The 22,486-nt window shown below is 36.4% G+C and carries 18 protein-coding genes and 2 pseudogenes; 7 read left to right on the forward strand and 13 right to left on the reverse strand.

Annotated features, from left to right (window positions below):
- The first annotated feature begins 205 nt into the window (after window positions 1-205).
- Window positions 206-3,250, forward strand: coding sequence for an efflux RND transporter permease subunit (locus tag LMD38_RS22450; protein ID WP_062821840.1), 3,045 nt, complete (start codon window positions 206-208; stop codon window positions 3,248-3,250).
- Between the two features lie 42 nt (window positions 3,251-3,292).
- On the opposite strand, the pseudogene LMD38_RS22455 reads toward LMD38_RS22450, so the two are convergent.
- The 5 genes and pseudogenes from LMD38_RS22455 to LMD38_RS22475 all read right to left on the reverse strand — a co-directional run.
- Window positions 3,293-3,574 (reverse strand): annotated as a pseudogene (locus LMD38_RS22455) (AAA family ATPase); the annotation flags it as partial.
- Window positions 3,575-3,725: 151 nt separating this feature from the next.
- A pseudogene (locus LMD38_RS22460) lies at window positions 3,726-3,968 on the reverse strand (AAA family ATPase); the annotation flags it as partial.
- A gap of 185 nt (window positions 3,969-4,153) precedes the next feature.
- A complete protein-coding gene (gene pstA / locus LMD38_RS22465; RefSeq protein WP_000994138.1) occupies window positions 4,154-5,074 on the reverse strand; it encodes a phosphate ABC transporter permease PstA in 921 nt (306 codons plus the stop codon).
- A 2-nt stretch (window positions 5,075-5,076) separates the two neighbouring features.
- The gene (gene pstC / locus LMD38_RS22470; RefSeq protein WP_011040013.1) at window positions 5,077-5,967 is read right to left on the reverse strand and encodes a phosphate ABC transporter permease subunit PstC; all 891 of its coding nucleotides are present in this window, start codon (window positions 5,965-5,967) and stop codon (window positions 5,077-5,079) included.
- 70 nt (window positions 5,968-6,037) lie between these two features.
- Entirely contained in the window at window positions 6,038-6,937 is a 900-nt protein-coding gene (locus LMD38_RS22475) for a phosphate ABC transporter substrate-binding protein PstS (RefSeq protein ID WP_000245119.1), read from the reverse strand.
- Window positions 6,938-7,449: 512 nt separating this feature from the next.
- On the opposite strand from LMD38_RS22475, the gene LMD38_RS22480 reads away from it, so the two are divergent.
- Genes LMD38_RS22480 through LMD38_RS22490 form a run of 3 tightly spaced genes read left to right on the forward strand, consistent with a single transcriptional unit; the run spans window position 7,450 to window position 9,804 of the window.
- A complete protein-coding gene (locus LMD38_RS22480) occupies window positions 7,450-7,707 on the forward strand; it encodes a FeoA family protein (RefSeq protein ID WP_000252983.1) in 258 nt (85 codons plus the stop codon).
- Complete coding sequence (locus tag LMD38_RS22485; protein WP_000033861.1) at window positions 7,704-8,426, forward strand: FeoB small GTPase domain-containing protein; 723 nt, start codon at window positions 7,704-7,706, stop codon at window positions 8,424-8,426. Before LMD38_RS22480 ends, LMD38_RS22485 begins: the two co-directional genes overlap by 4 nt.
- The gene (locus tag LMD38_RS22490) at window positions 8,404-9,804 is read left to right on the forward strand and encodes a nucleoside recognition domain-containing protein (RefSeq protein ID WP_000443586.1); all 1,401 of its coding nucleotides are present in this window, start codon (window positions 8,404-8,406) and stop codon (window positions 9,802-9,804) included. The genes LMD38_RS22485 and LMD38_RS22490 overlap by 23 nt, the downstream gene beginning before the upstream one ends.
- Window positions 9,805-9,866: 62 nt before the next feature.
- Here the strand turns inward: LMD38_RS22490 and LMD38_RS22495 are convergent, their stop codons facing one another.
- The 8 genes from LMD38_RS22495 to LMD38_RS22530 all read right to left on the reverse strand — a co-directional run bounded on the left by LMD38_RS22495 (window position 9,867) and on the right by LMD38_RS22530 (window position 17,556).
- Window positions 9,867-10,004, reverse strand: coding sequence for a hypothetical protein (locus LMD38_RS22495; protein WP_000493992.1), 138 nt, complete (start codon window positions 10,002-10,004; stop codon window positions 9,867-9,869).
- Window positions 10,005-10,015: 11 nt separating this feature from the next.
- The gene (gene gerLC, locus LMD38_RS22500) at window positions 10,016-11,182 is read right to left on the reverse strand and encodes a spore germination protein GerLC (RefSeq protein WP_016716486.1); all 1,167 of its coding nucleotides are present in this window, start codon (window positions 11,180-11,182) and stop codon (window positions 10,016-10,018) included.
- On the reverse strand, window positions 11,166-12,290 hold the full coding sequence (gerLB, locus tag LMD38_RS22505; RefSeq protein WP_061183009.1) for a spore germination protein GerLB: 1,125 nt from the start codon (window positions 12,288-12,290) through the stop codon (window positions 11,166-11,168). The genes gerLC and gerLB overlap by 17 nt, the downstream gene beginning before the upstream one ends.
- On the reverse strand, window positions 12,291-13,769 hold the full coding sequence (gerLA, locus tag LMD38_RS22510) for a spore germination protein GerLA (RefSeq protein WP_016716485.1): 1,479 nt from the start codon (window positions 13,767-13,769) through the stop codon (window positions 12,291-12,293).
- 101 nt (window positions 13,770-13,870) lie between these two features.
- Window positions 13,871-15,343 carry a sodium:solute symporter family protein gene (locus tag LMD38_RS22515; RefSeq protein WP_000125907.1) on the reverse strand — a complete coding sequence of 491 codons (1,473 nt, stop codon included), beginning with the start codon at window positions 15,341-15,343 and terminating at the stop codon, window positions 13,871-13,873.
- Entirely contained in the window at window positions 15,340-15,537 is a 198-nt protein-coding gene (locus LMD38_RS22520) for a DUF3311 domain-containing protein (protein WP_014893308.1), read from the reverse strand. The genes LMD38_RS22515 and LMD38_RS22520 overlap by 4 nt, the downstream gene beginning before the upstream one ends.
- Before the next feature lies 1 nt (window position 15,538).
- Window positions 15,539-16,714: an amidohydrolase gene (locus LMD38_RS22525; RefSeq protein ID WP_046197144.1), complete on the reverse strand. Its 1,176-nt coding sequence runs from the start codon at window positions 16,712-16,714 to the stop codon at window positions 15,539-15,541.
- 131 nt (window positions 16,715-16,845) lie between these two features.
- Window positions 16,846-17,556: a C39 family peptidase gene (locus LMD38_RS22530; protein ID WP_000734471.1), complete on the reverse strand. Its 711-nt coding sequence runs from the start codon at window positions 17,554-17,556 to the stop codon at window positions 16,846-16,848.
- A 378-nt stretch (window positions 17,557-17,934) separates the two neighbouring features.
- On the opposite strand from LMD38_RS22530, the gene LMD38_RS22535 reads away from it, so the two are divergent.
- The 3 genes from LMD38_RS22535 (at window position 17,935) to qoxB (ending at window position 22,476) form a co-directional block, all read left to right on the forward strand.
- The gene (locus LMD38_RS22535) at window positions 17,935-19,350 is read left to right on the forward strand and encodes an amino acid permease (RefSeq protein WP_001076070.1); all 1,416 of its coding nucleotides are present in this window, start codon (window positions 17,935-17,937) and stop codon (window positions 19,348-19,350) included.
- A 282-nt stretch (window positions 19,351-19,632) separates the two neighbouring features.
- Window positions 19,633-20,508 carry a cytochrome aa3 quinol oxidase subunit II gene (locus LMD38_RS22540; RefSeq protein ID WP_001176167.1) on the forward strand — a complete coding sequence of 292 codons (876 nt, stop codon included), beginning with the start codon at window positions 19,633-19,635 and terminating at the stop codon, window positions 20,506-20,508.
- Between the two features lie 33 nt (window positions 20,509-20,541).
- Window positions 20,542-22,476, forward strand: coding sequence for a cytochrome aa3 quinol oxidase subunit I (qoxB, locus tag LMD38_RS22545; RefSeq protein ID WP_000762378.1), 1,935 nt, complete (start codon window positions 20,542-20,544; stop codon window positions 22,474-22,476).
- The last annotated feature ends 10 nt before the right edge of the window (window positions 22,477-22,486 follow it).

The following is a 22,486-nucleotide window of genomic DNA, read 5'->3' on the forward strand; positions in this document are numbered from 1 at the left end:
CAGATAGCCCCACACCCACCGAATTCGAGGTGAGAATTTTATCGTCCGACCAACGGCGGGATAGATAACGAAATTCCAACGAAACATCAACTTAAGATTATTGTTAGAATTTTTTTACATTTAATTAATGAAAAATATCCATTTTTTGTTATATAGTAAGAAAGGACGTACTCAACTACAAATAACCCAATGGAGGAATTACTTTATGGATAGGTTAACGAAGTTTTCATTAAAAAACCGCGCCGCTGTTATCATCATGGTTTTTCTCATTTCCATACTCGGTGTTTATTCCGGCTCTAAATTACCTATGGAATTTTTACCCAGCATCGATAATCCCGCAGTCACCGTTACAACCTTATCTCCAGGACTCGACGCCGAAGCAATGACAAAAGAAGTAACCGCTCCCCTTGAAAAACAATTTCGCAACTTAGAACACATTGACAATATCACCTCTTCTACTCACGAAGGATTATCACGCATCGATATCGCGTATACATCCAAAGCAAATATGAAAGATGCCACACGTGAAGTTGAGAAGGCCCTTACTACAATTAAATTACCTAAAGATGCAACGAAACCGATAGTTAGCCAATTAAATACTTCTATGATTCCACTCGCTCAAATTGCAATCCAAAAGCAAAACGGATTTTCAAAAGCAGATGAAAAACAAATCGAAAAAGAAATCGTACCACAACTCGAAAGCATTGATGGTGTTGCCAACGTTATGTTTTTCGGAAAATCAACTTCTGAATTATCTATTATACTAGATCCAAACCAATTAAAAGATAAAAACGTAACACCGGAACAAATATTAAAAGTTTCACAAGGAAAAGAAACTTCCACTCCAGCTGGAGCTGTTACCGTTAATAAAGAAGAATATAACCTTCGTATCATCGGGGATATAAAAAATGTAGATGACATTAAAAACATCACCGTTGCACCTCAAGTAAAATTGCAAGATGTTGCTCAAATTGAACTTAAACAACACTACGATACAATCTCACATATAAATGGCGAAGAAGGCACTGGATTAATCATCATGAAAGAGCCAAGTAAAAATGCAGTTGCAATTGGAAAAGAAATCGATAAAAAAATTAAAGATATAAGTAAACAATATAAAGATCAATTTTCTATTAAACTTTTAGCGTCAACTCATGAACAAGTTGAAAATGCTGTTACTAGCATGGGAAAAGAAGTAATCCTTGGAGCAATTGCTGCAACTCTAATTATCTTAATCTTTTTACGTAACTTCCGAACGACACTCATTGCTGTTGTCAGTATTCCATTATCTATTTTATTAACACTCTTTTTACTACACCAATCTAACATCACACTTAATACTCTAACACTTGGTGGTTTAGCTGTTGCAGTTGGACGTCTCGTCGATGATAGCATCGTTGTCATTGAGAATATTTTCCGACGTTTACAAAAAGAATCTTTCTCTAAAGATATTATTCTCGATGCAACGAAAGAGGTCGCCGTCGCAATTACTTCTTCTACTTTAACAACGGTCGCTGTTTTTTTACCTATCGGCCTCGTATCAGGAGTAATCGGAAAATTAATGTTGCCTATGGTATTAGCAGTCGTATATTCTATACTATCATCCTTAATCGTTGCACTAACAATTGTTCCACTTATGGCTTTTTTACTACTCAAAAAAACAAAACACAAAAAGCCAAGTTCTTCACCACGATATGTCGCTACATTAAAGTGGGCTCTTTCGCATAAATTCATTATTCTACTTACTTCTTTTTTATTATTCGCAGGATCGATCGCCGCCTATGTATTACTACCGAAAGCGAATATAAAATCTGAAGACGACACAATGTTATCTATTAATATGACTTTTCCGGCTGATTACGCTCCTGAAACACAAAAACAAAAAGCTTTTGATTTCGAAAAGAAGCTACTTTCTAATTCAGATGTAACGGATGTTATTTTACGAATGGGATCTAGCGCAGAAGATGCACAATGGGGGCAAACGACGAAAAATAATCTCGCAAGTATATTGGTAGTCTTTAAAAAAGGTTCTGATATTGATCAGTATATTAAAGAGTTAAAGAAAGAACATAAAACTTTTGAGCCCGCGGAACTTGATTATATAAAAATGAGTTATTCAAGCTCTGGCAGCGGCAATAATTTGCAATTCAACGTAACAGCCACTAACGAAACGAATTTAAAAGAGGCTGCTACTATCGTCGAAACAAAACTAAAAGATATGGATGATCTTTCTAAAGTAAAAACGAATTTAGAAGACTCTAAGAAAGAATGGCAAATCCATGTTGATCAAACAAAGGCCGAACAACTAGGATTAACACCAGAATTAGCAGCTCAACAAGTAGCATTCCTTATGAAGAAATCACCTATTGGTGAAGTTTCAATCAATAACGAAAAAACTACTATTATGATAGAACATAAAAAAGAAAGTATTACTAAACAAGAAGACATTTTAAACACAAACATACTATCACCTATTAATGGACCAATTCCTTTAAAAGACATTGCAACTATTTCAGAAAAGCAACTTCAAACAGAAATTTTCCATAAAGATGGAAAAGAAACGATTCAAATTACCGCAGAAGCTTCAAATGAAGATTTAAGCAAGGTAAGCACTGAAGTGAACAAAGCGATAGCCGACTTAGATTTACCTAGCGGAGCAAAAGTAAATATCGCAGGCGCCACTGAATCTATGCAAGAGAACTTCACAGATTTATTCAAGATTATGGGGATTGCAATCGGGATTGTATATTTAATTATGGTTATTACCTTCGGGCAGGCGCGTGCTCCTTTTGCAATCTTGTTCTCCTTGCCATTAGCTGCTGTCGGCGGTATTTTAGGATTAATCATTTCAGGAACACCAGTTGATGTAAATTCCTTAATCGGTGCATTAATGTTAATCGGGATTGTCGTTACAAACGCTATCGTATTAATAGAAAGAGTACAACAAAACCGGGAACATGGTATGGAAACGAGAGAAGCCTTACTCGAAGCAGGTTCCACTAGACTACGTCCAATTATTATGACAGCTATTACAACAATTGTTGCTATGCTCCCACTCCTATTTAGCCAATCACAAGCAGGAAGTATGGTATCAAAAAGCCTAGCCGTTGTTGTTATCGGTGGTTTGGCAGTCTCAACTGTTCTTACATTAGTAGTCGTTCCAGTTATGTATGAACTATTAGATAAAATCGGGAGAAAAAGACGCTCTCGTAGAAAAATAAGCACTTCTACAGAAACACCTGATATTTAAAAGAAAAGCGTTATCTTCATGAATGAAGATAACGCTTTTTCTCTACCTGCTCATATAATCCATCACTTTTTCCACATACCGCTCTAGCGGTTCACTAGAGTCCACAATAAGATATTCACTATGTAAAGGTCTTTTACTACCATTTAACCACTTTTTAAAAGCTACTTCGGAATCCACTCGACCAACCTGACTGACCATACGCTTACGTGTTTGTAGCCTATTGTTAATCTCTTCCATATCATTAAGATAACATTCGATATATTTATATTTTACACCATGTTTATTAGACAGTTTCATTCCTTTTTCAACCATTCCTTCATATAAAGTGAAACTTTAATCAGTGGGGGTTGTTCATCCCCCACTGATTATTAGTTGAACCAATCGGGCTTTTACGGGCAGTTAATCCCCCACCTAACTTCTTTGCTTTCGCTGAATTTTGAGGTGGGGGTCTTACTGCCCGTTAAATGCGGGATAGACATGGACTATCCAATATCACACTATGCCCTTGGTCTAAATAAGAATCAATCAATGCCCACTCAACATCGTATGATACTCCTCCAACAACCGCTGATTCAATCCCTTTCATTTCCAATGACTGTAACAACGCTGATTTCAAAACGTCATGATCTACAATTACAGCACCTGTTAACTTCGCTATATACTTAGAAACTGTCGATTTTCCCGATCCAGGAAATCCTGACATTTGCAGAAAAAACAAATTAAACCCACTCCCTCATTTTCATCTTCTTATCCTAATATTCGCGAGCAGCAAGACCCCACTAATTAAAGTTTCACTTTATTTATATAACGAATTACAAATTCAACAATCGCTATACCTTTTCCTTCTATATTAAAACGCAAAAAGAACCCCCTACTTATAAGTAGAGAGTTCCCCTTTACAGCTTATGCAGCTTTTACCTTCTTCGTCGTTTTACTTTTTCTTTTCGCTCCTGTAAAACGTTTGTGCAATATAGATGCTACTAATCGTGAAATAACATTGAATAGTAATACCATAATAATTAATACAGCTGCAGATTTTGTCGCAATTAACTTCGCATCTGGGATAATCCCTTCAGAATTTAACTTCCAAATGTGAACCGCTAACGTTTCAGCTGGTCTAAATGGATTTAAAGGATGAGCAGGACTTGAGAAGTCCGCTGCTGAATTTAAAATTGGAGATGTTAAACCCGCTGTGTAAATTAATGCTGCTGCTTCACCAAATATACGACCTGCCGCTAAAATAACACCTGTAATAATTTGCGGTAATGACGACGGGATAATAATACGAGTGATCGTTTGCCACTTTGTTGCACCTAACCCAAGGCTCGCCTCTTTCACATTAGCAGGAACTTCTGAAATCGCATTTTCACAAACACGTGTTAAACCTGGCAAGTTTAAAATCGTTAAAGCAAGGGCACCACCCATTACTGTGTATCCCCATCCTGTCATTGTAACGAACACTAACAAACCGAATAAACCAACAACAATAGAAGGTAAAGATGCCATTGTCTCGATACATAAACGAACAAAGTTTAAAAAACGTCCTTGTTTTGCATACTCTGCTAAATATATTCCAGCGCCTAATCCAAGTGGAATAGATATAATAAGCGTTATAACAAGCATATAGAATGAATTGAATAACTGCGGACCAATCCCACCACCAGCTCTTGTATTGCTTGGTTCTCCAAACAGGAAATTAGGATCCCAAAAACCCCATCCCTTTTGTAAAATCTCAAATACTAAGAACACTAGTAAAGCTACGACTAAAGCCGCAACCGCATAAAAGATACCTGTCCAAACTTTATTTACCGTCCTTGCATTCATTATTATCGCTCACCTCTTTGCCCAATTGCTCGAATAACTAAAATAAACAGGAATGAAATAACAAGTAAAATCATTGCTAAAGTCCATAGCGCATTGTTCCAAGCAGTTCCGTTTAATGTATTTGTCATATCCATTGTCAAAATACCAGTTAACGTTGCTGTCGGACTATATATTCCTTCTGGTAATTTAACCGTATTCCCAATTACCATTTGAACCGCTAACGCTTCACCAAAAGCACGCGCTAAACCTAAAACAACACCTGTTAAGATCCCTTTTTTCGCAGCAGGAACAATTACTCGGCTAATCGCTTGCCATTTCGTTGATCCTAAACCATAAGAAGCTTCTAAATAATCAAATGGAACAGAGCGTATTGCATCAGAAGCGATACTAGCAATAGTAGGTAAAATCATAATACTCAGGACAATAATACCTGCAATTAAACTAAACCCTACTCCCCCAAACGAATCACGTAATAGCGGTACTAAAATTGTAACCCCTAATAATCCGTATACAACCGAAGGAATACCAACTAATAATTCTAAAACAGGCTTCAATACTTTATTTCCAAACTTCGGCGAAATTAAATTCATGAATATAGCAAGAGCTATAGCAATTGGTGCACTAATAATAACCGCACCTAACGAAACCACCGTTGAACCTACAATGAAAATTACAGCCCCGAAAGTTCCCTCATCAGCATTTGGACTCCATTTTGTCGATGTTAACATCTCAGTAAACGAGATACCACTTTGCGTAAAAGATTGAATTCCTTTACCGCAAATAAACGCAATAATAGCTAATGTAACTAAAACAATAAAAATACCACAAAACGTAACAAGTGATCTTCCTATATATTCACTTTTCACGTAATTAATTTGTTTTTTCCCCTTCATCACAGGACAGACCCCACTTCATAAATTGAAATGAACAGGACTGGCCTTGCAGCCAGCCCCATAAATTTTATTACTTATTTAATTTAGACATTGGAATATAACCCATATCTTCTACTTGCTTTTCAAAATCTTTACCTTTTACATAGTCAATGTAAGCTTTTGTTGCTTCTTTCGCTTCACCTTTCGTTACCATGTACTCGTAAGACCAGAATGGATATTTACCAGACGCAATGTTTTCAACTTTTGGTTCAGCACCATCAATTTTCACTGTTTGTAGCGCACCTTTTTTCTCGCCAACCATGTAAGACATTGCTAAATAACTTACTGAACCTGGAGTAGAATTAATCGCTTGCTCTACTGCACCGTTAGAATCTTGTGTAGTACCAGTTCCGTCATTAATTTTCGCATCTTTCATAATTGTTTTTTCAAATGTAGCACGTGTACCAGAAGAAGCTGGACGGTTAATTACGTTGATTTTTTCATCTTTCCCGCCTACCTCTTTCCAGTTTGTTACTTTTCCAGTGAAGATATCTTGTACTTGTTGTACTGTTAAGTTATCAACTTTTACATCTTTATTTACGACAAGTGCGAATGCAATACCCGCCACCTTGTTATCTACTAATTCTTTCGCCTTATCAGCATCTTTTATTTTATCTGCAGATGGAACATCTGAGTTACCAATTTGGACCGCACCAGAAGCTACTTGGTTAATTCCAGTTCCACTACCGCCACCTTGCACCTGAATAGAAACGTTTGAATTTTTCTCCATAAATTTCTTTCCAGCTTCCTCTGCAAGAGGTTGAAGTGCTGTAGAGCCTGCAGCTGCTATCGTACCTGACAATTCTTGTTTTGCATTATCGCTTCCTTTAGCATCTTTACCTGATGTCTCTTCTGCTTTTCCACATCCCACTAATGAACCCGCTACCACTAAAGCTGCTAAAGAAAATTTAATACCCTTTTTCATGACCATGTCTTGTACCCCCATTTGGATTATCACTTTTCACATTTATCTACTTCTTTCGAACACAAATTCATTGTAGGACAATAATATTATGTGAGTGTTAAGCAATTTTTAATTTTAAGTAAATGACGATAATAATCCTTAAAAACTAGGAATCCCAACATTTATAGTTAAAGAACCCAACAAAATCCACACTAATTAAGCTGTAATGTAAATTTACTCTTAACAATGTAAATTAAATGTAAATGTTTTTCGCTCTTTTTCCCTTTTAGTTAAAGTTACATTTACAATTCCGCTGTATTTTGTTACTTTTACACGCCTAATTTATGCACATTACACAGAATTTCAGTAATATTTTTTAGTACAACTAAATAAATTGGAACAATTCTAAAAATAAATGAATATTTTTAAAGTACCAATTGACAGCATCATCCAATGTAGTCTACTATATTACTAACAAAAAGTTTACCTAAGGAAACTTTTTAAACTTAAACTAACAATATAGAGATGAGGTAACTTTTATGGTATCGGCTAATATAAAACCACTTTCCGAATTTAAGACAGGAGAGTTTGTACAAATTGAGAAGATACAATTAGAAGGAACTATGAAACGACGTTTATTAGATTTAGGATTTATCCCTGGGGCAACAATTAAAGTATTACAACGCAGTCCACTTGGAGATCCGGTCGCTTATCAAGTAAGCAACACCACTATTGCACTACGTAAGGAAGAAAGCTCCCTTATTTTCGGGATATTAATAGGAGATGATTTCAGATGAGCAAACATCGCATTGCTTTAGCCGGCAACCCGAATACCGGGAAAAGTACATTATTTAATACTTTAACAGGCTTAAAACAACATACTGGAAACTGGACAGGAAAAACTGTTTTAAAAGCTGAAGGGGAATATGAACATAACGGTAGTAAATATACATTAATAGATTTACCTGGAACTTACTCACTATATTCAAATTCTGCAGATGAAGAAGTAGCAAGGGATTATATTATATTTGAAAAACCAGAAGTAACTGTAGTTGTTGTCGATGCAACTGCTATGGAGCGAAATTTAAATTTAGCACTCCAAGTGATGGAAATGACGAGCAACGTAGTCATTTGTATTAACTTAATTGATGAAGCTGAGAAAAAAGGCATCGTTATTGATGAAAAGAAATTAGCAAAATCACTCGGTGTACCTGTAGTTAAAATTTCCGCTCGTAACCGAGTAGGCATCGGTCATTTACTAAATGTTATTGCCAAAGTAGCAAATAAAAAGCTAATTCCAACACCAATTAAAATTTCTTACAGCGAAAAAATCGAGAATATGATTCAGGAATTAGAACCACAAATTTATAAAGTGTTCGGTGATACGTATCCAGCACGCTGGATTGCGTTACGTATATTAGATGGAGATAAAAATTTCTTAACTACACTTCAAAAACACCATAATGAACCACTTGTAAGGGAGGTCGTAATGAATGGAATCTCACTCAGCCAGTAAAGCTCTTCCATTAGATTATATTATTCAACATGCACAAGCACTATCAAAAGAGGATATACGAGATGATATTGTCGGAGATATTTACCGAACATCTGCAAGCATATGTAAAGAATCTGTTCAATATACAAATACGGATAAATTGTATCGTTCTGAAAAACTAGATAAAATTTTCACATCTCCAATCTGGGGATTCCCAATTATGCTTGGTATTTTATCTATCATTTTTTATCTTACAATTGCAGGGGCTAACGTACCATCTGATATGATTGCTGAGTTCTTCGGATGGGCCGAAGGATATTTAACATCTTGGTTTCAAGCAGCACATGCACCTGAATGGCTACATGGCATTTTAATACTTGGTTTATTCCGTGGTATCGGTGCTGTTATTAGCGTTATGTTACCACCTATGGCCATCTTTTTCCCCATGTTTGCACTGTTAGAAAACTACGGATACTTACCACGAGTTGCGTTTAATATGGACCGCTTATTCAAACGCTCTGGTGCACATGGTAAACAATCTTTAACAATGGCAATGGGCTTTGGTTGTAATGCAGCAGCCATTATGTCAACACGTATTATTGAATCACCACGTGAACGTATGCTTGCAATCTTAACAAACAACTTCGTTCCTTGTAACGGTCGCTGGCCTATGTTAATTTTAATGGCTTCATTATTTATGGCTGCCGGTTATACAGGTAGTATGCAAACATTGGTTACTGCTGGAGTTGTAGTTGGAATGGTTGTAATTGGTATCGTTATGACATTAACCGTTTCTTGGGTACTATCAAAAACAGCTTTAAAAGGCGTTCCAACTCACTACACACTCGAGTTACCACCATACCGTAAGCCAAAGGTTTGGAATACAATTGTGCGTGCAACACTCGATAAATCCGTCTATGTTTTAAAACGAGCTGTTGTTGTAGCTGCTCCTGCGGCTGCATTAACTTGGTTACTTGCTAATATTTTCATCGGTGACACAAGCCTACTTATGTATTTTGTAAACTTCCTAGATCCATTCGCTAAAATGTTAGGACTTGACGGATTTATTCTAGCTGCGTTCATTCTTGGACTACCAGCGAACGAAATTGTTATCCCGATTTTATTAATGTCTTACTTATCAACCGGAGCTTTAACTGAAATAGATGATTTTAATCAAATTAAAAATCTATTCTTAGAAAATGGTTGGACTTGGTTAACGGCGTTAAACACAATGTTGTTCTCACTTCTTCATTTCCCATGTGGAACGACACTGGTTAACATATATAAAGAAACAAAAAGTGCAAAATGGACATTCTTATCGTTTGCAATCCCTACCGTTATCGCTATTGTTGTGACATTCCTCTCTACACAATTGGTACATTGGTTAGGGCTTGTATAAAAACAAAGCATACATAGAAGGTATCCCCCTTCACATATGCTTTGTGCGAAAGAAACCTGAAATTATTCAGGTTTCTTTTTTTGCACATCATTATTCCAAGGCTGCGCTCCATACGTTGTAATTTTTTTATGAATGTAGTATATAGCTCCCGGAAGAACTGCCATTAATATTGTGCAACTAATCCCTAATCCAGTAAACAACCTCCATCACCTTACTTCACTTTCTTTGGTAATGCTGAACCTGAATGTTCAATTGTTGGATCAACGTGAACATTAATTTCAGCATTACTAAAATAATTCTGGCCTCGATCCCAATTCTTACTAATTTTCTTCCACTCTTTATAATTATGCTTCTTATATACCTCTCCTAATTCCAATACATCTACTTTATATTTTTTTTGAACAAGCTGTATAGATTTTTCAATACGCTTCTTCATTTCCTTTGAAATTTCTTTCTTTAAAAGCTTTTCATTCATCACTTGTTTCGGTTCATTAAAATGTAACTCAGCTAATATGCCTTCTGTGGACAAATGAATATCAAACTTCGGTTTTGTAGCATTTTCAGTAGACACTTGGATCTTTCGGCGCAACTTATGAATTTCATATGTAATGAGCTGATTCTTTTTACGAACAGTAAAGAAACCTCCAATTTTTTTACCTATTACATAGTTCATTCCTAATGTTTGCTCTCCACTCAAAGTTCCAACGCACTTATTATCCTTTCCACGAATCAATGCCGCTCCTTCCATTTGTACGCCTTGTTTAGTTAACCCTAAGAGAGGTAATGCAAAACTTCGATCTGCGATCATTTTCCCTTGTACTTCACCAATTCTCGCCGCCTCAATCATTTGAGCGTTTTTCGGAGGATGTTCAGCTAACATATCAATATACTGCGCCGGTAAGTTTTCAGGTTTTGCACTCTGTTTTAAAATAGATTCTGCATTTTTCTTGGAAACGAACAAACGAATATTTCTTCTCATTTCATGATCACGAAAATATACATCTAACGTATTTTGCAAAACATACGGATTTGCTAGTAATTCATCCGAAAAAATAATGACTTGTATATGCGGAAAAAATAATGTTCGACTAATTTTTTTAGCAATTATTCTTATTTGCTCAAAGACGCTATCTGCTTTCGCACTTACGTTAATATAATTTTCACTATCTCCATCGCCCTGTCCACTTTGTTGTGCTAACTTACTGGGAAGTACCATCTGATACGTCCCTTTCATAATCGGATTTGATTTCTTTTTCTTCACAATATCGTAAGCTGCGCCTACTACAAATCCTCTTTCTTCTATTTCTTCTAGTTCAGAGCACCCACTTATAGACCCAGCTAAAACCATAACCATTATAATTTTAAGAAGGTGTTTCATTTCTACCATTCCTTCTTTTTATTTTATATACAATAAAAACTAGCAAAGGCGCTAATACGACAAACCCCATATCTATCCACGCTAAATACGTTCCGTAACTTGATAACGTATTTAAATTACCCGGGAGCATATTCAGCATAAAAATTAGAGGCGCGCTTCCGAAAATAAAAATATGTTTCTTCACTTTCGGAAACATAGCACAAAACAATAGAGATGCGACGTCATAATACATGGCTGTAGTGTTATAAATAGTAATAATCCAAGTCGTAAAAAAAATTGCATCGAACCTTTCTAAAAAGCCTCCACCAATTTCAATTTCTTTCCCTAATTCAATTGTTGGGTATGTCAATCCACGAGTTGTCATATATGTAAAAACACTAATACACGTTACATAAATTAAAATGTATGAGAGCACATTTACTATCACTGCTTTCGCAACTGCCATTGGTGCCTTTTTCGCTGTCTTATCATTCAACAACACAGCATAAAACAGAGCTACCTCAAATCCAATAAATGTGAATATAGAATTTTTAACCCCAACAGCGTATTGACTTACTTCCGTTTGGAAAGCTGGAAACAAATTGTTTATTTCCATTAAATTTATATTTAATAAAGAAAGAAGCACTATTGCAATTAAAACAATAGGTAAGAACATAACATTTAATCGTAACAAAGCTGCTCTCGATCCTGCTATTCCATAGATAACAACCAATAAGAAGAAAAAAGATAGTAGCTGTACTGGTGTCTCACTAAATAAATACGTTTGCGAAATAATTGCAATCATTCTTGATTCATATGCTGTCAAAGCAGCAAACGTTAATACTAAAACCATACTAATCGTGTATGCTACCGGCTTTGTCAAATGCGTACTCGTATATTGAACAAAGTTTTGTTTTGGAAATAAAATAGCCACCCTCGTTACAAACCAGCCTAAAACTGCACATATCAATCCACCCAAAAGCAAAATAATCCAACCATCTGAAAATAAAGTTTGGTTAGCAATATCCCTTGGCATAGATAATGCGCCTATACCAATAATGGTCGATGATACCGCAAACCCAATTTCCCGAGATCCAATTTCTTCATCGCCATACTCAAATGGTTTCAATTATTCTCGCTCCTTTGGACGTACTGTAGAATCTTTTGTTTGTAAATATTCCGGTCTCTCTTTCAACATTGATTTTGGCATGCGAATAAACTCTTCTTTCCAATCTTTATAAAATGCAGGAGCAATTGGAGTCGTATACGGTACACCAACACTTGTTAAATTTGTAATATGAATAGCAAGCGCAATAAGAGCTAGAATGATTCCATACAACCCAAAAGCAGTTGCTGCTAATACAAAGACGAAAAGTAAAATTCGAAACGTAATTGTGATGCTATACACTGGAAGTGAAAATGTAGCAATAGCTGTAACCGCAATAATGATAACTAAAAATGGATTTACAATTCCTGCGTTCACCGCTGCTTCTCCAATTACAAGCCCACCTACAATCCCAATTGTTTGCCCCATCGGTTTCGGCAACCTAATTCCCGCTTCTCGTATTAATTCCATCGTTAATGCCATCATTAACGTTTCTATATAGGCAGGAAACGGAACACCTTCTCTTGCCCCGGCAATCGAATAAGCCAATTTAGAAGGAATAAGTCCTTGGTGATATGAGACAAGCGCTACATACATCGCCGGCATTAAAACTGCAACTATACCAGAACCCATTCGCAAAATTCTTAATAAAGTCCCTATTACCCAACGCTCATAATGATCTTCCACAGATTGAAAAATATCAACAAATACTAGCGGAGCTATAAGGGCAAACGGTGATCCATCCACCAAAATAGCTGCCTTTCCTTTTGCTAATGAGGCCACAATATTATCGGGCCTTTCCGTATTCAAAAACTGCGGAAACGGCGACAAATTATTATCTTGAATTAATTGCTCAATTGTACCCGTCTCAAAAACGACATCTGTCACTATGGATTGAAGACGCCGATCTAGCTCCTTTACAATGTAAGGATTAATAATGTCTTCTATATATACTAAAGTCACTTCTTTTTGGGATCTCTTCCCCATAATATAAGATTGAAATCTCAGCTTTGGGTCACGTAAACTACGGCGAATTAACATTTTATTCACGTTAATATCTTCATTTAATCCAACCCTCGGTCCACGTATTAAATCTTCTGTTACTGGCGGTTCTAAACTTCTTTTTTCCCAAGCTCTACTATTAATCACGATAGCTGTTTGAACATTATCAATTAATATAACTGTATCTCCCGCTAAAATCGCATTTATAATATCCGGAAATGTTGTCTTCTTACCGACTTCCGCAATAGAAATAAAACGATCCAATAAAGTTTGAACGATAGCTGCTTCTTTTTGTACTTCTTCATATTGAAGTGTACGAACTACATATTTATAAACATTATCCTTATCTGTTAACCCACACAGAAAAATAACAGCACAACGTGTAAAACTGCCAGCAAGGGCAACTTCCCTAATTGTTAAATCATTCGGTGAACCTAACTCATCCCTAATTTTTTTCATAACTTCAAATAAGTTACCTTTTAGCTCTAACAAGTCCCCCACCTAACTTCCTTTTCAACAAGTTTTTAGTTAGATTCCGCTAATCGAAGAAAATATATACAAAAAAGAGCTATCTCTTTTCAAAGATAGCTCTAGCATAAGAATTACTTTTCTACTATTATATTGTCTGTCTTTATAGACACATTTTTCGTGAACCCGCTAACGATAAACATCACCATTATATTCATTAACAACGCGACTATACCTACATTTAAATCTTTTATATATTGAGGGAAATTCGGAAACATCGTAGCTATAGTTGAACCCGATAAAGTAATATACGCAACCACTAACAACCCAATCCCCATCCCTGCAATCGCTCCTTGCTTCGTAATAACCTGACGTGGAAACAGACTACATACAAGTGCAGGGAAAAGCTGTGTCACTATACTATATCCCATTAAAAGAAGTGCTCCTATCGTTTCTCCACCTTTAAAAGTAAACAAAACAGCTACAAGCGTTACTACAGGAACAAATAATTTCGCTGTTTTTGCCACCTGTCGATCCGAAGCAGATGGGACCATTGTTCGGTAAATATTTTTCGCTAATAATGTAGAAGCAGCCATGACAAGCATAGAACCTGGAACTAATGCCGTTAAAACTCCGGCACTACCAATAATCCCAATAAACCAAGGATCAAAAGTTTGAAGAGCCAGACGGAATAACGAAAGGTCTACATCCCCTCCCTTTAATCCAGGAACTTGTAAGATAGCTGCAAACCCTGCAAAGAACACGAAAAGTAAAACTAAAGAATACAGTGGCATAATGGCCGCATTTTTACGAAATACTTTTTCATTTTTTGCAGAGAAAGCAGAGGCGAATGTATGGGGCCACATATAGAAACCGAGAGCTGTTAATACAATAGTAGAAACAAACCAAGAAATGCTCATTCCTTCATCAGGTAAAGATAAAAATCCTGGTTTTGCTGCCTCTACGGCTTCAAACATCGGCTGAAATCCTCCGTAATAATGGTGCGGTAAATATATACCTAAAAACATAACGATAAATAGGATCATAATATCCTTCAAAGCGGCCGTCCAAGCAGAGCCGTGTATACCTGAAACCATTACATATATCGTTATAACAATTGCGCCAATCCACACTGCTATAACTGGCGATACCCTTCCATAAGACGCTTCCGAAACAATAATTCCTAATCCTTTTAACTGTAAAACAAGGTATGGGATAATCGAAATAACCCCAATGATAGAAACGATAAGGCCAAGTGCCTGACTCTTATATTTCTTCACAAAAAAATCTGGCTGTGAAACTAGATTATGCTCTTTTGCATACTTCCAAACTGGTGGTAATAAAAAATAAGATAAAATATAAGCTAACGCACCATAACCTAAAATATAAAAAGTAGGTGCTCCTTTACTATACGCCCATCCACTCCCACCTAAAAATGTGAATGTCGTATAAATTTCACCTGCCATAAGAAGAAAAACAAAAATAGTACCAAATCCTCTTCCTCCAACTGACCATTGCTCTAAATTCATATCTTTTCCGTGTTGTGCCCGAATTCCTAAAAATAGTGCGAGAAACAAAAATAAAATAATGATAAGTAATGCGGTCATTTTACATCCCCCTTATTAGCAGGATCAAATACGTACACAATCCCCATACAAAAAGATGTAATAAGCACTGATAATAATACCCAAAATAATAAAAATGGCATCCCTAATATGTAAGGAGTAACTGAATTAGCAAATACGGGTCCAACAACTAAACAAAAAACTGGAATAAGCGCTAATACGTGTATTTTCTTCATCTCATTCTCCTTTACTTATGAAATTCATAATCGATGATACAAAGACTTGCACACCAATCGGTAATGCATCTTCATCAATCGTAAAACGAGGGTGATGATGAGGATATATAATTCCTTTCTCTTTATTTCCTGCACCGATAAAAAAGAATGTACCTGGTGCTTTTTGTAAAAACGCTGAAAAATCTTCCCCAGCCATCGTCGGCTGTAAACGAGTAACTCGTTCCCTTCCATAAAGCTGTAATGCTGTTTGCTCAATAATCTCTGTAACTTCATAATCATTTACGACTGGACGATATCCATATTCATACGAAAACGTATATTTCGCTCCGTAAGCTTCCGTCACATGCTTTACAATCTGTTCAATTCTTTTCTCTGTTTCTTCTCGCAACTCATGTCTTAAACTCCGCACTGTCCCTTCAATCTCCGCTTGTTCTGGAATCACATTATGAGTTGTCCCAGCGTGAAATTGCGTAACAGATACTACAAGAGAATCTAACGGATTCGTGAGGCGAGATACAATTTGCTGAAGTTGCGAAACCACTTGTGTACCGATTGCAATACTATCAACTGTTTCATGAGGGATTCCAGCATGTCCACCTTTTCCTTCTATTATAATTTTAAAAACATCTGGAGCAGCCATTGCGGGACCATAAATTACACCTACTTTTCCAACCTCTAACGATGCCCAAAGGTGAGCACCAATAATATAATCGACCCCTTCCATTACACCCGCTGCAACCATTTCCTCTGCACCACCAGGAAAATTTTCTTCAGCATGTTGGAATAGAAAACGAATCTCCCCTTTAATCTTCTCTCTTGCTTCTACTAACTTATGTACAACTCCAAGTAATATCGCTATATGTCCATCATGGCCACATGCATGCATTACACCCGGATATGTAGAAATAAAGTCAAACTCATTTTCTTCATGAATAGGAAGAGCATCCATGTCAGCTCGAACCGCAACTATTTTACCAGGCTGCTTTCCAATCAACCTTGCCATTACACTATATTTAGTAGGTCTTGATACTTCTAAACATGGAATTTCCCGAAGTATATCGAATACAAACTGCGATGTTTTCTCTTCTTGAAAAGATAACTCTGGATACTTATGAAAATGCCTTCTCCACTCAACCAACTGATCCTTTGACAAAACAAGTTCTTTTGCAACATCCATTTCTCTTCTCCCCTTCTTCACCAAGTTAAATGTTATTATAACGTGAATTATTAACTTTTAAAAGAATATTCTGAATTTTCTATTATGGTTACTTAAAAATAAAAAGCCATCAAAAGATGGCTTTTTCATTATTATAAAATAGTAATTGCTTGTTTCCCCATTTGCTCCCACGCTTTCTCAAACTCTGCTCGTGGAACAGCGAAACGTGGATTATTTTTTAGTGGATCATTTACATATACAAAGTTTTGATCGTATCCAACTACTACTACACTATGCTCAAAATATGTAATTTTCACTTCACCAGAACTTGTATTCCATGTTTCAAAACTACTTTCAGCTAGCGGCTGAAACGTTGTATTAATAATAACCCATACTGGAGAACCAGAACTAATTACCTTATATAGATCTTTCACGTCTCTATCTGTTAAATTAATTACTTTTTCAGAAACATATTTTTCTGCTAAATTAAAGATTGGTTTATTGTATACACCATATCCTGGTTCAGCTTTCGTATAAATATTTCCAACAAACCCCTCATAAGGATTTCCGCGCAAACCATTTTGTTCAAATGGAACTCGATGAATTTCACTAGCAAGTTGCATCTTATCTACTTGTACACCTTTATATTGTAGCAACATAGCTAAGCTTGTCACTTCACATCCACGAGGTAATTCTGGTAACTGCTTTATAAACGGAACATTTTCAATCATAGCCGCTTCTTTCATTTCAGATAGAAAATCTAAGCGTAGCACTTGTGCCTTTTGTATAATCTTATCTTTCCCTATAAAAAACGCTGCAGCAAATATAATTCCAAAAACAAAAAGATATTTTAACTTTTTCATTTTAAACAAAACTCCATTAATTATTATTTTACAGACATACCTCTTACCATTGTACCTTTCTTCTTACTAGTTTGCTAGAAAGATTCTGTGAATTATTGTTCACAACTACATCGTTATAAAATTCTAATTATTTTTAATAAAAAGAAAAAACAATATACTTTTCTGAATTTTTTTGCTAAAATCGAAATAATTAACATAGTGAAGATATCACCTTGTTAATAAAAACATTCTTAGGGTATTTAGTCATAGTTCGTTTTTTACATACTCCATTCATTTCATAGTAAATAAACCGAGTATGTGTCATATCCCCCACTAATGATTAAAGACTCAGAATGAAAACCAGTTAACACATATAAAAAATAACGGGGTGAGGGGCATATGAATCAACAAGTAGAACAAACAGATTTAAAACGTACAATGAAAAGTAGACACCTATTTATGATTGCACTTGGTGGTGTTATCGGAACTGGCCTATTTATGGGATCTGGTCAAATCGTCCATAACGCCGGCCCTGGTGGTGCTATTCTTGCATTTTTAGTCGGTGGATTTGTTATGTATTTAACGATGTTATGTCTTGGTGAATTATCTGTTGCTATGCCAGAAGCAGGTTCATTCCAAAGCTATGCAAGCAAATTTATTTCACCTGGTTTTGGTTTTGTTGTCGGTTGGATGTATTGGTTAAATTGGGCTGTTACAGTTGGAGTAGAGTTAACAACTGTAAGTATTTTAATGAAACGCTGGTTTCCAGATGTTTCTTCGTGGATTTGGTGTGTTACATTTGCAGCAGCACTCTTTCTTGTAAACGCTCTATCAGCAAAAGCATATGCAGAAGCAGAATTTTGGTTCGCTAGTGTAAAAGTCGCAACCATCGTTATTTTCATCGTACTCGGTGGTGCAGTTATGTTCGGTCTACTAGACTTTAACGGAAAACCAGCTCCAATGCTTCACAATTTCACTGAAAATGGCGGATTATTTCCGAATGGTGCATTGGCTGTTCTTCTTACGATGATTACAGTGAATTATTCTTTCCAAGGAACAGAATTAATCGGAATCGCTTCAGGAGAAAGTGAGAATCCTGAAAAAACAATTCCAAAAGCAATCAAAAATACCATTTGGCGAACGCTATTCTTCTTCGTCCTAGCCATATCAGTTGTTGTAGGTTTACTCCCGTGGCAAGAGGCTAATCTAGTCGAAAGTCCATTTGTACTTGTATTTGATGTAGCTGGTATTCCATATGCAGCAGACATTATGAACTTTGTTATTATTACAGCTGTATTATCCGTAGCCAATTCTGGTCTATACGCAAATTCACGTATGCTTTGGGCAATGGCAAAACAAGGAATGGCAAGTCCAGCATTTACGAAGTTAACGAAAAAAGGCGTACCATTAAACGCATTGATTTTCAGTCTAATCTTTGCAAGTCTATCCCTATTAACAAGTATATTTGCAGCAGATACTGTCTTTTTAGTTTTAACATCTATCGCAGCAATGGCTGCCGTTGTCGTTTGGATGTCAATTGCGGCTTCACAGTTTTTCTTCCGTAGAAACTTCGTGAAAAACGGTGGTGACATCAATGATTTAAAATATCGCACACCACTTTATCCGCTCGTTCCAATCGTAGCATTCTCACTCAATTTCATTACATTTGTAAGTTTAGCTTTCATTCCAGATCAGAGAATCGCTCTTTATTGCGGTATTCCATTTATGGTTATTTGTTACATTTTATATCAAGTGAAATATAAAAAAATTGTCACATTTGAACAACAAATAAGTCTAAAAAAAGAAGTAAACTAAATATACAAAATATTCAGCTATCTCTCTTATCATAAGATAGCTTTTTTCTATTTCTTGGGTATCCTGGTATAACTTTATTTATCTTAAAATTTTCACAATCGCATTTTTCTCTGGAAAATAGTTTACAATGTAATCAAGTTACAAATGATATTCACCTTAAAAAGTGTGCATTTGTGTCTATTTTTTAACAATATCTCAAAAACTATTGCCTTCTATAAATTAATAGGTTTATATTGTTTTATTGGCATAGTTTCAATCCAAGGAGAAAGGAGATTTTCAATCGTGCAACTAAAGAAAGCGTTTTGGAAGTTGGCTTCGCTTCTTCCGTTATCATTACTTCTGTTCCTCGGTGGCTGTGATAAAAAACTCGCAGTATTAAATCCGCAAGGACCTGTTGCAAAAGCACAGTATGATTTAATTGTTTGGTCATTCTTGCTTATGTCATTAATTATCGCAATTGTATTCATCTTGTTTACAGTCATCTTGATTCGTTATCGTGAAAAACCAGAGAATATGGACTATGAGCCACCTGAACAACACGGTAACACATTATTAGAAATCATTTGGACGCTTGTTCCTGTTATTATCGTTATCGCATTATCGATTCCAACAGTAAAAGCAACTTATGCTTCGGAAGAGGTTCCGAAAGAGTCCAAACATATTAAACCAGTGGAGATTTATGTTACATCTGCAAACTGGAAATGGTTATTCAGTTACCCAGAGGAAAAAATTGAAACCGTTAACTATTTAAACATCCCAGCTGGTGTACCAATTCAATTCAAACTGACTTCTGTCGGCCCAATGAATGCTTTCTGGGTACCAGAACTTGGTGGTATGAAGTACACAATGGATGGCATGATTATGGACCTTTATTTACAAGCTGATAAGCCAGGTTCTTACCTAGGACGTAGCGCGAACTTCTCTGGTGAAGGATTTACTCACATGGAGTTCGAAGTTGAAGCAAAAACTAAAGAGAAATATGACAAGTGGGTTAAAGAAGTACAACAAACTGCTCCTAAACTAACAGAAGATAAGTACAACGAAATTGTTAAACCTGGTGTAGTTGGTCGTATGACATTCTCTAGCCATCACTTAAGTTATGTAGATCCAAAATCACTTGAATATTGTGATTACAACTACTACAAAAACAAAAAATAATAGCTATAATTCCAACAGATTGGAGTGAACAAAGTGAAGCTTGATGAATTTTTTGTCACAGGTGACCCGATTATTTACGGTGCAGACGCTTCTATCGTTCTTGTGACATTAGCAATCATTTTCGTACTAACAAAGTATAAAAAATGGAAATGGCTTTGGGACGAATGGTTAACAACTGTTGACCATAAAAAAATTGGGGCCATGTATATTATCTCTGCGGTTATTATGTTATTCCGTGGTGGTATGGACGGTTTAATGATCCGTGCACAGTTAACATTCCCAGAAACAACTTATTTAAACGCTGAACACTATAACGGAATCTTCACAACACACGGTACAGTTATGATTCTTTTCATGGCGATGCCATTCGTTATGGGATTAATGAACCTTGTAGTACCATTACAAATTGGTGCTCGTGACGTTGCATATCCGTTCTTAAATGCTTTAAGTTTCTGGTTATTCTTTGTCGGAGCAATGTTATTCAACATCGCTTTCGTAATTGGTGGTTCTCCAGACGCTGGGTGGACTTCTTACTTCCCAATGGCAGGTACAGAGTTTACTTCTGGTGTAGGAAATAACTACTACGCAATTGCATTACAGATTTCAGGTCTCGGTACGTTAATGACAGGTATTAACTTCCTTGTTACTATCTTAAAAATGCGTACACCTGGTATGACTTTAATGAGAATGCCAATGTTTACTTGGTCAATCTTAATTACAACAATTATCATTATTTTCGCTTTCCCAGTATTAACAGTTGCTCTTGCATTAATGACATTTGACCGTCTATTCGATGCTCACTTCTTTACGATGGCGAGCGGCGGTATGCCAATGTTATGGGCCAACCTATTCTGGGTATGGGGTCACCCTGAAGTATATATCGTTATTTTACCGGCATTCGGTATTTTCTCTGAAATCATTAGTACATTCTCACGTAAGCGTCTATTCGGTTACAGTGCGATGGTATACTCAATGGTTGCAATTTCTTTACTAAGTTTCGTCGTATGGCTTCACCACTTCTTCACGATGGGTGCAGGTCCAGCGGTTAACTCATTCTTCTCGATTTCGACAATGGCGATTTCGATTCCAACCGGGGTTAAGATCTTTAACTGGTTGTTTACACTGTATAAAGGACGTATTCGTTTTACAGTTCCAATGCTTTGGTCATTGGCATTTATTCCAAACTTCGTAGTCGGTGGGGTTACAGGGGTTATGCTTGGTATGGCAGCAGCTGATTATCAGTACCATAACAGCTACTTCCTAATCGCTCACTTCCACTACGTATTAATCGCAGGTACAGTATTCGCTATGCTTGCTGGATTCACATTCTGGTATCCAAAAATGACTGGTCATATGTTAAATGAACGCCTAGGTAAATGGACATTCTGGATCTTTATGAGCGGATTCAACATCTGTTTCTTCCCAATGTACTTCTTAGGTTTAGACGGTATGACTCGTCGTATGTACACTTACTCTGAAAGCCTTGGATGGGGATGGCTAAACCAAATCGCATCTGTCGGTGCAGTAATGATGGGTATTGGTTTCGTACTTCTTTGTTACAACGTAATTTGGAGTGCTCGTCACGGAGAACGTGACACAACTGGAGATCCATGGGATGGCCGTACACTTGAATGGGCAACTCAATCTCCTGTACAACATTACAACTTCGCAAAACTTCCTGAAATCAAAGAAGCTGATGCTTTCTGGTACATGAAGAAACGCGGAGAAACAGTTACACCAGCAGCAGAAGATATTAAACCAATTCACATGCCAAGTAACTCTGGCGTGCCTATTATTGCGTCTGGATTCTTCGGTCTTGCAGGTTTCGCATTAGTATTTAGCTGGTTCTGGCTTGCAGCAATCGGCGGCATTGGTATTTTAGCTTGCTTAATCTATCGTTCATTCGATTACGATGAAGGTTACTATATTAGTGTTGATGAAATTAAAAAATCAGAACATGTAGCATGAGAGGTGAAAT

Origin of the sequence: Bacillus pacificus, from assembly GCF_020861345.1 — a bacterium.
In the GTDB taxonomy this organism is placed as follows: Bacteria; Bacillota; Bacilli; order Bacillales; family Bacillaceae_G; genus Bacillus_A; species Bacillus_A pacificus.

Bases quoted from the DNA above. Each gene is read 5' to 3' on its own strand.
- LMD38_RS22450 (WP_062821840.1), top strand. From the start codon at position 206: ATGGATAGGTTAACGAAGTTTTCATTAAAAAACCGCGCCGCTGTTATC.
- pstA (WP_000994138.1), bottom strand. From the start codon at position 5,074: ATGAATGCAAGGACGGTAAATAAAGTTTGGACAGGTATCTTTTATGCG.
- pstC (WP_011040013.1), bottom strand. From the start codon at position 5,967: ATGAAGGGGAAAAAACAAATTAATTACGTGAAAAGTGAATATATAGGA.
- LMD38_RS22475 (WP_000245119.1), bottom strand. From the start codon at position 6,937: ATGGTCATGAAAAAGGGTATTAAATTTTCTTTAGCAGCTTTAGTGGTA.
- LMD38_RS22480 (WP_000252983.1), top strand. From the start codon at position 7,450: ATGGTATCGGCTAATATAAAACCACTTTCCGAATTTAAGACAGGAGAG.
- LMD38_RS22485 (WP_000033861.1), top strand. From the start codon at position 7,704: ATGAGCAAACATCGCATTGCTTTAGCCGGCAACCCGAATACCGGGAAA.
- LMD38_RS22490 (WP_000443586.1), top strand. From the start codon at position 8,404: ATGGAATCTCACTCAGCCAGTAAAGCTCTTCCATTAGATTATATTATT.
- gerLC (WP_016716486.1), bottom strand. From the start codon at position 11,182: ATGAAACACCTTCTTAAAATTATAATGGTTATGGTTTTAGCTGGGTCT.
- LMD38_RS22515 (WP_000125907.1), bottom strand. From the start codon at position 15,343: ATGACCGCATTACTTATCATTATTTTATTTTTGTTTCTCGCACTATTT.
- LMD38_RS22520 (WP_014893308.1), bottom strand. From the start codon at position 15,537: ATGAAGAAAATACACGTATTAGCGCTTATTCCAGTTTTTTGTTTAGTT.
- LMD38_RS22525 (WP_046197144.1), bottom strand. From the start codon at position 16,714: ATGGATGTTGCAAAAGAACTTGTTTTGTCAAAGGATCAGTTGGTTGAG.
- LMD38_RS22530 (WP_000734471.1), bottom strand. From the start codon at position 17,556: ATGAAAAAGTTAAAATATCTTTTTGTTTTTGGAATTATATTTGCTGCA.
- LMD38_RS22535 (WP_001076070.1), top strand. From the start codon at position 17,935: ATGAATCAACAAGTAGAACAAACAGATTTAAAACGTACAATGAAAAGT.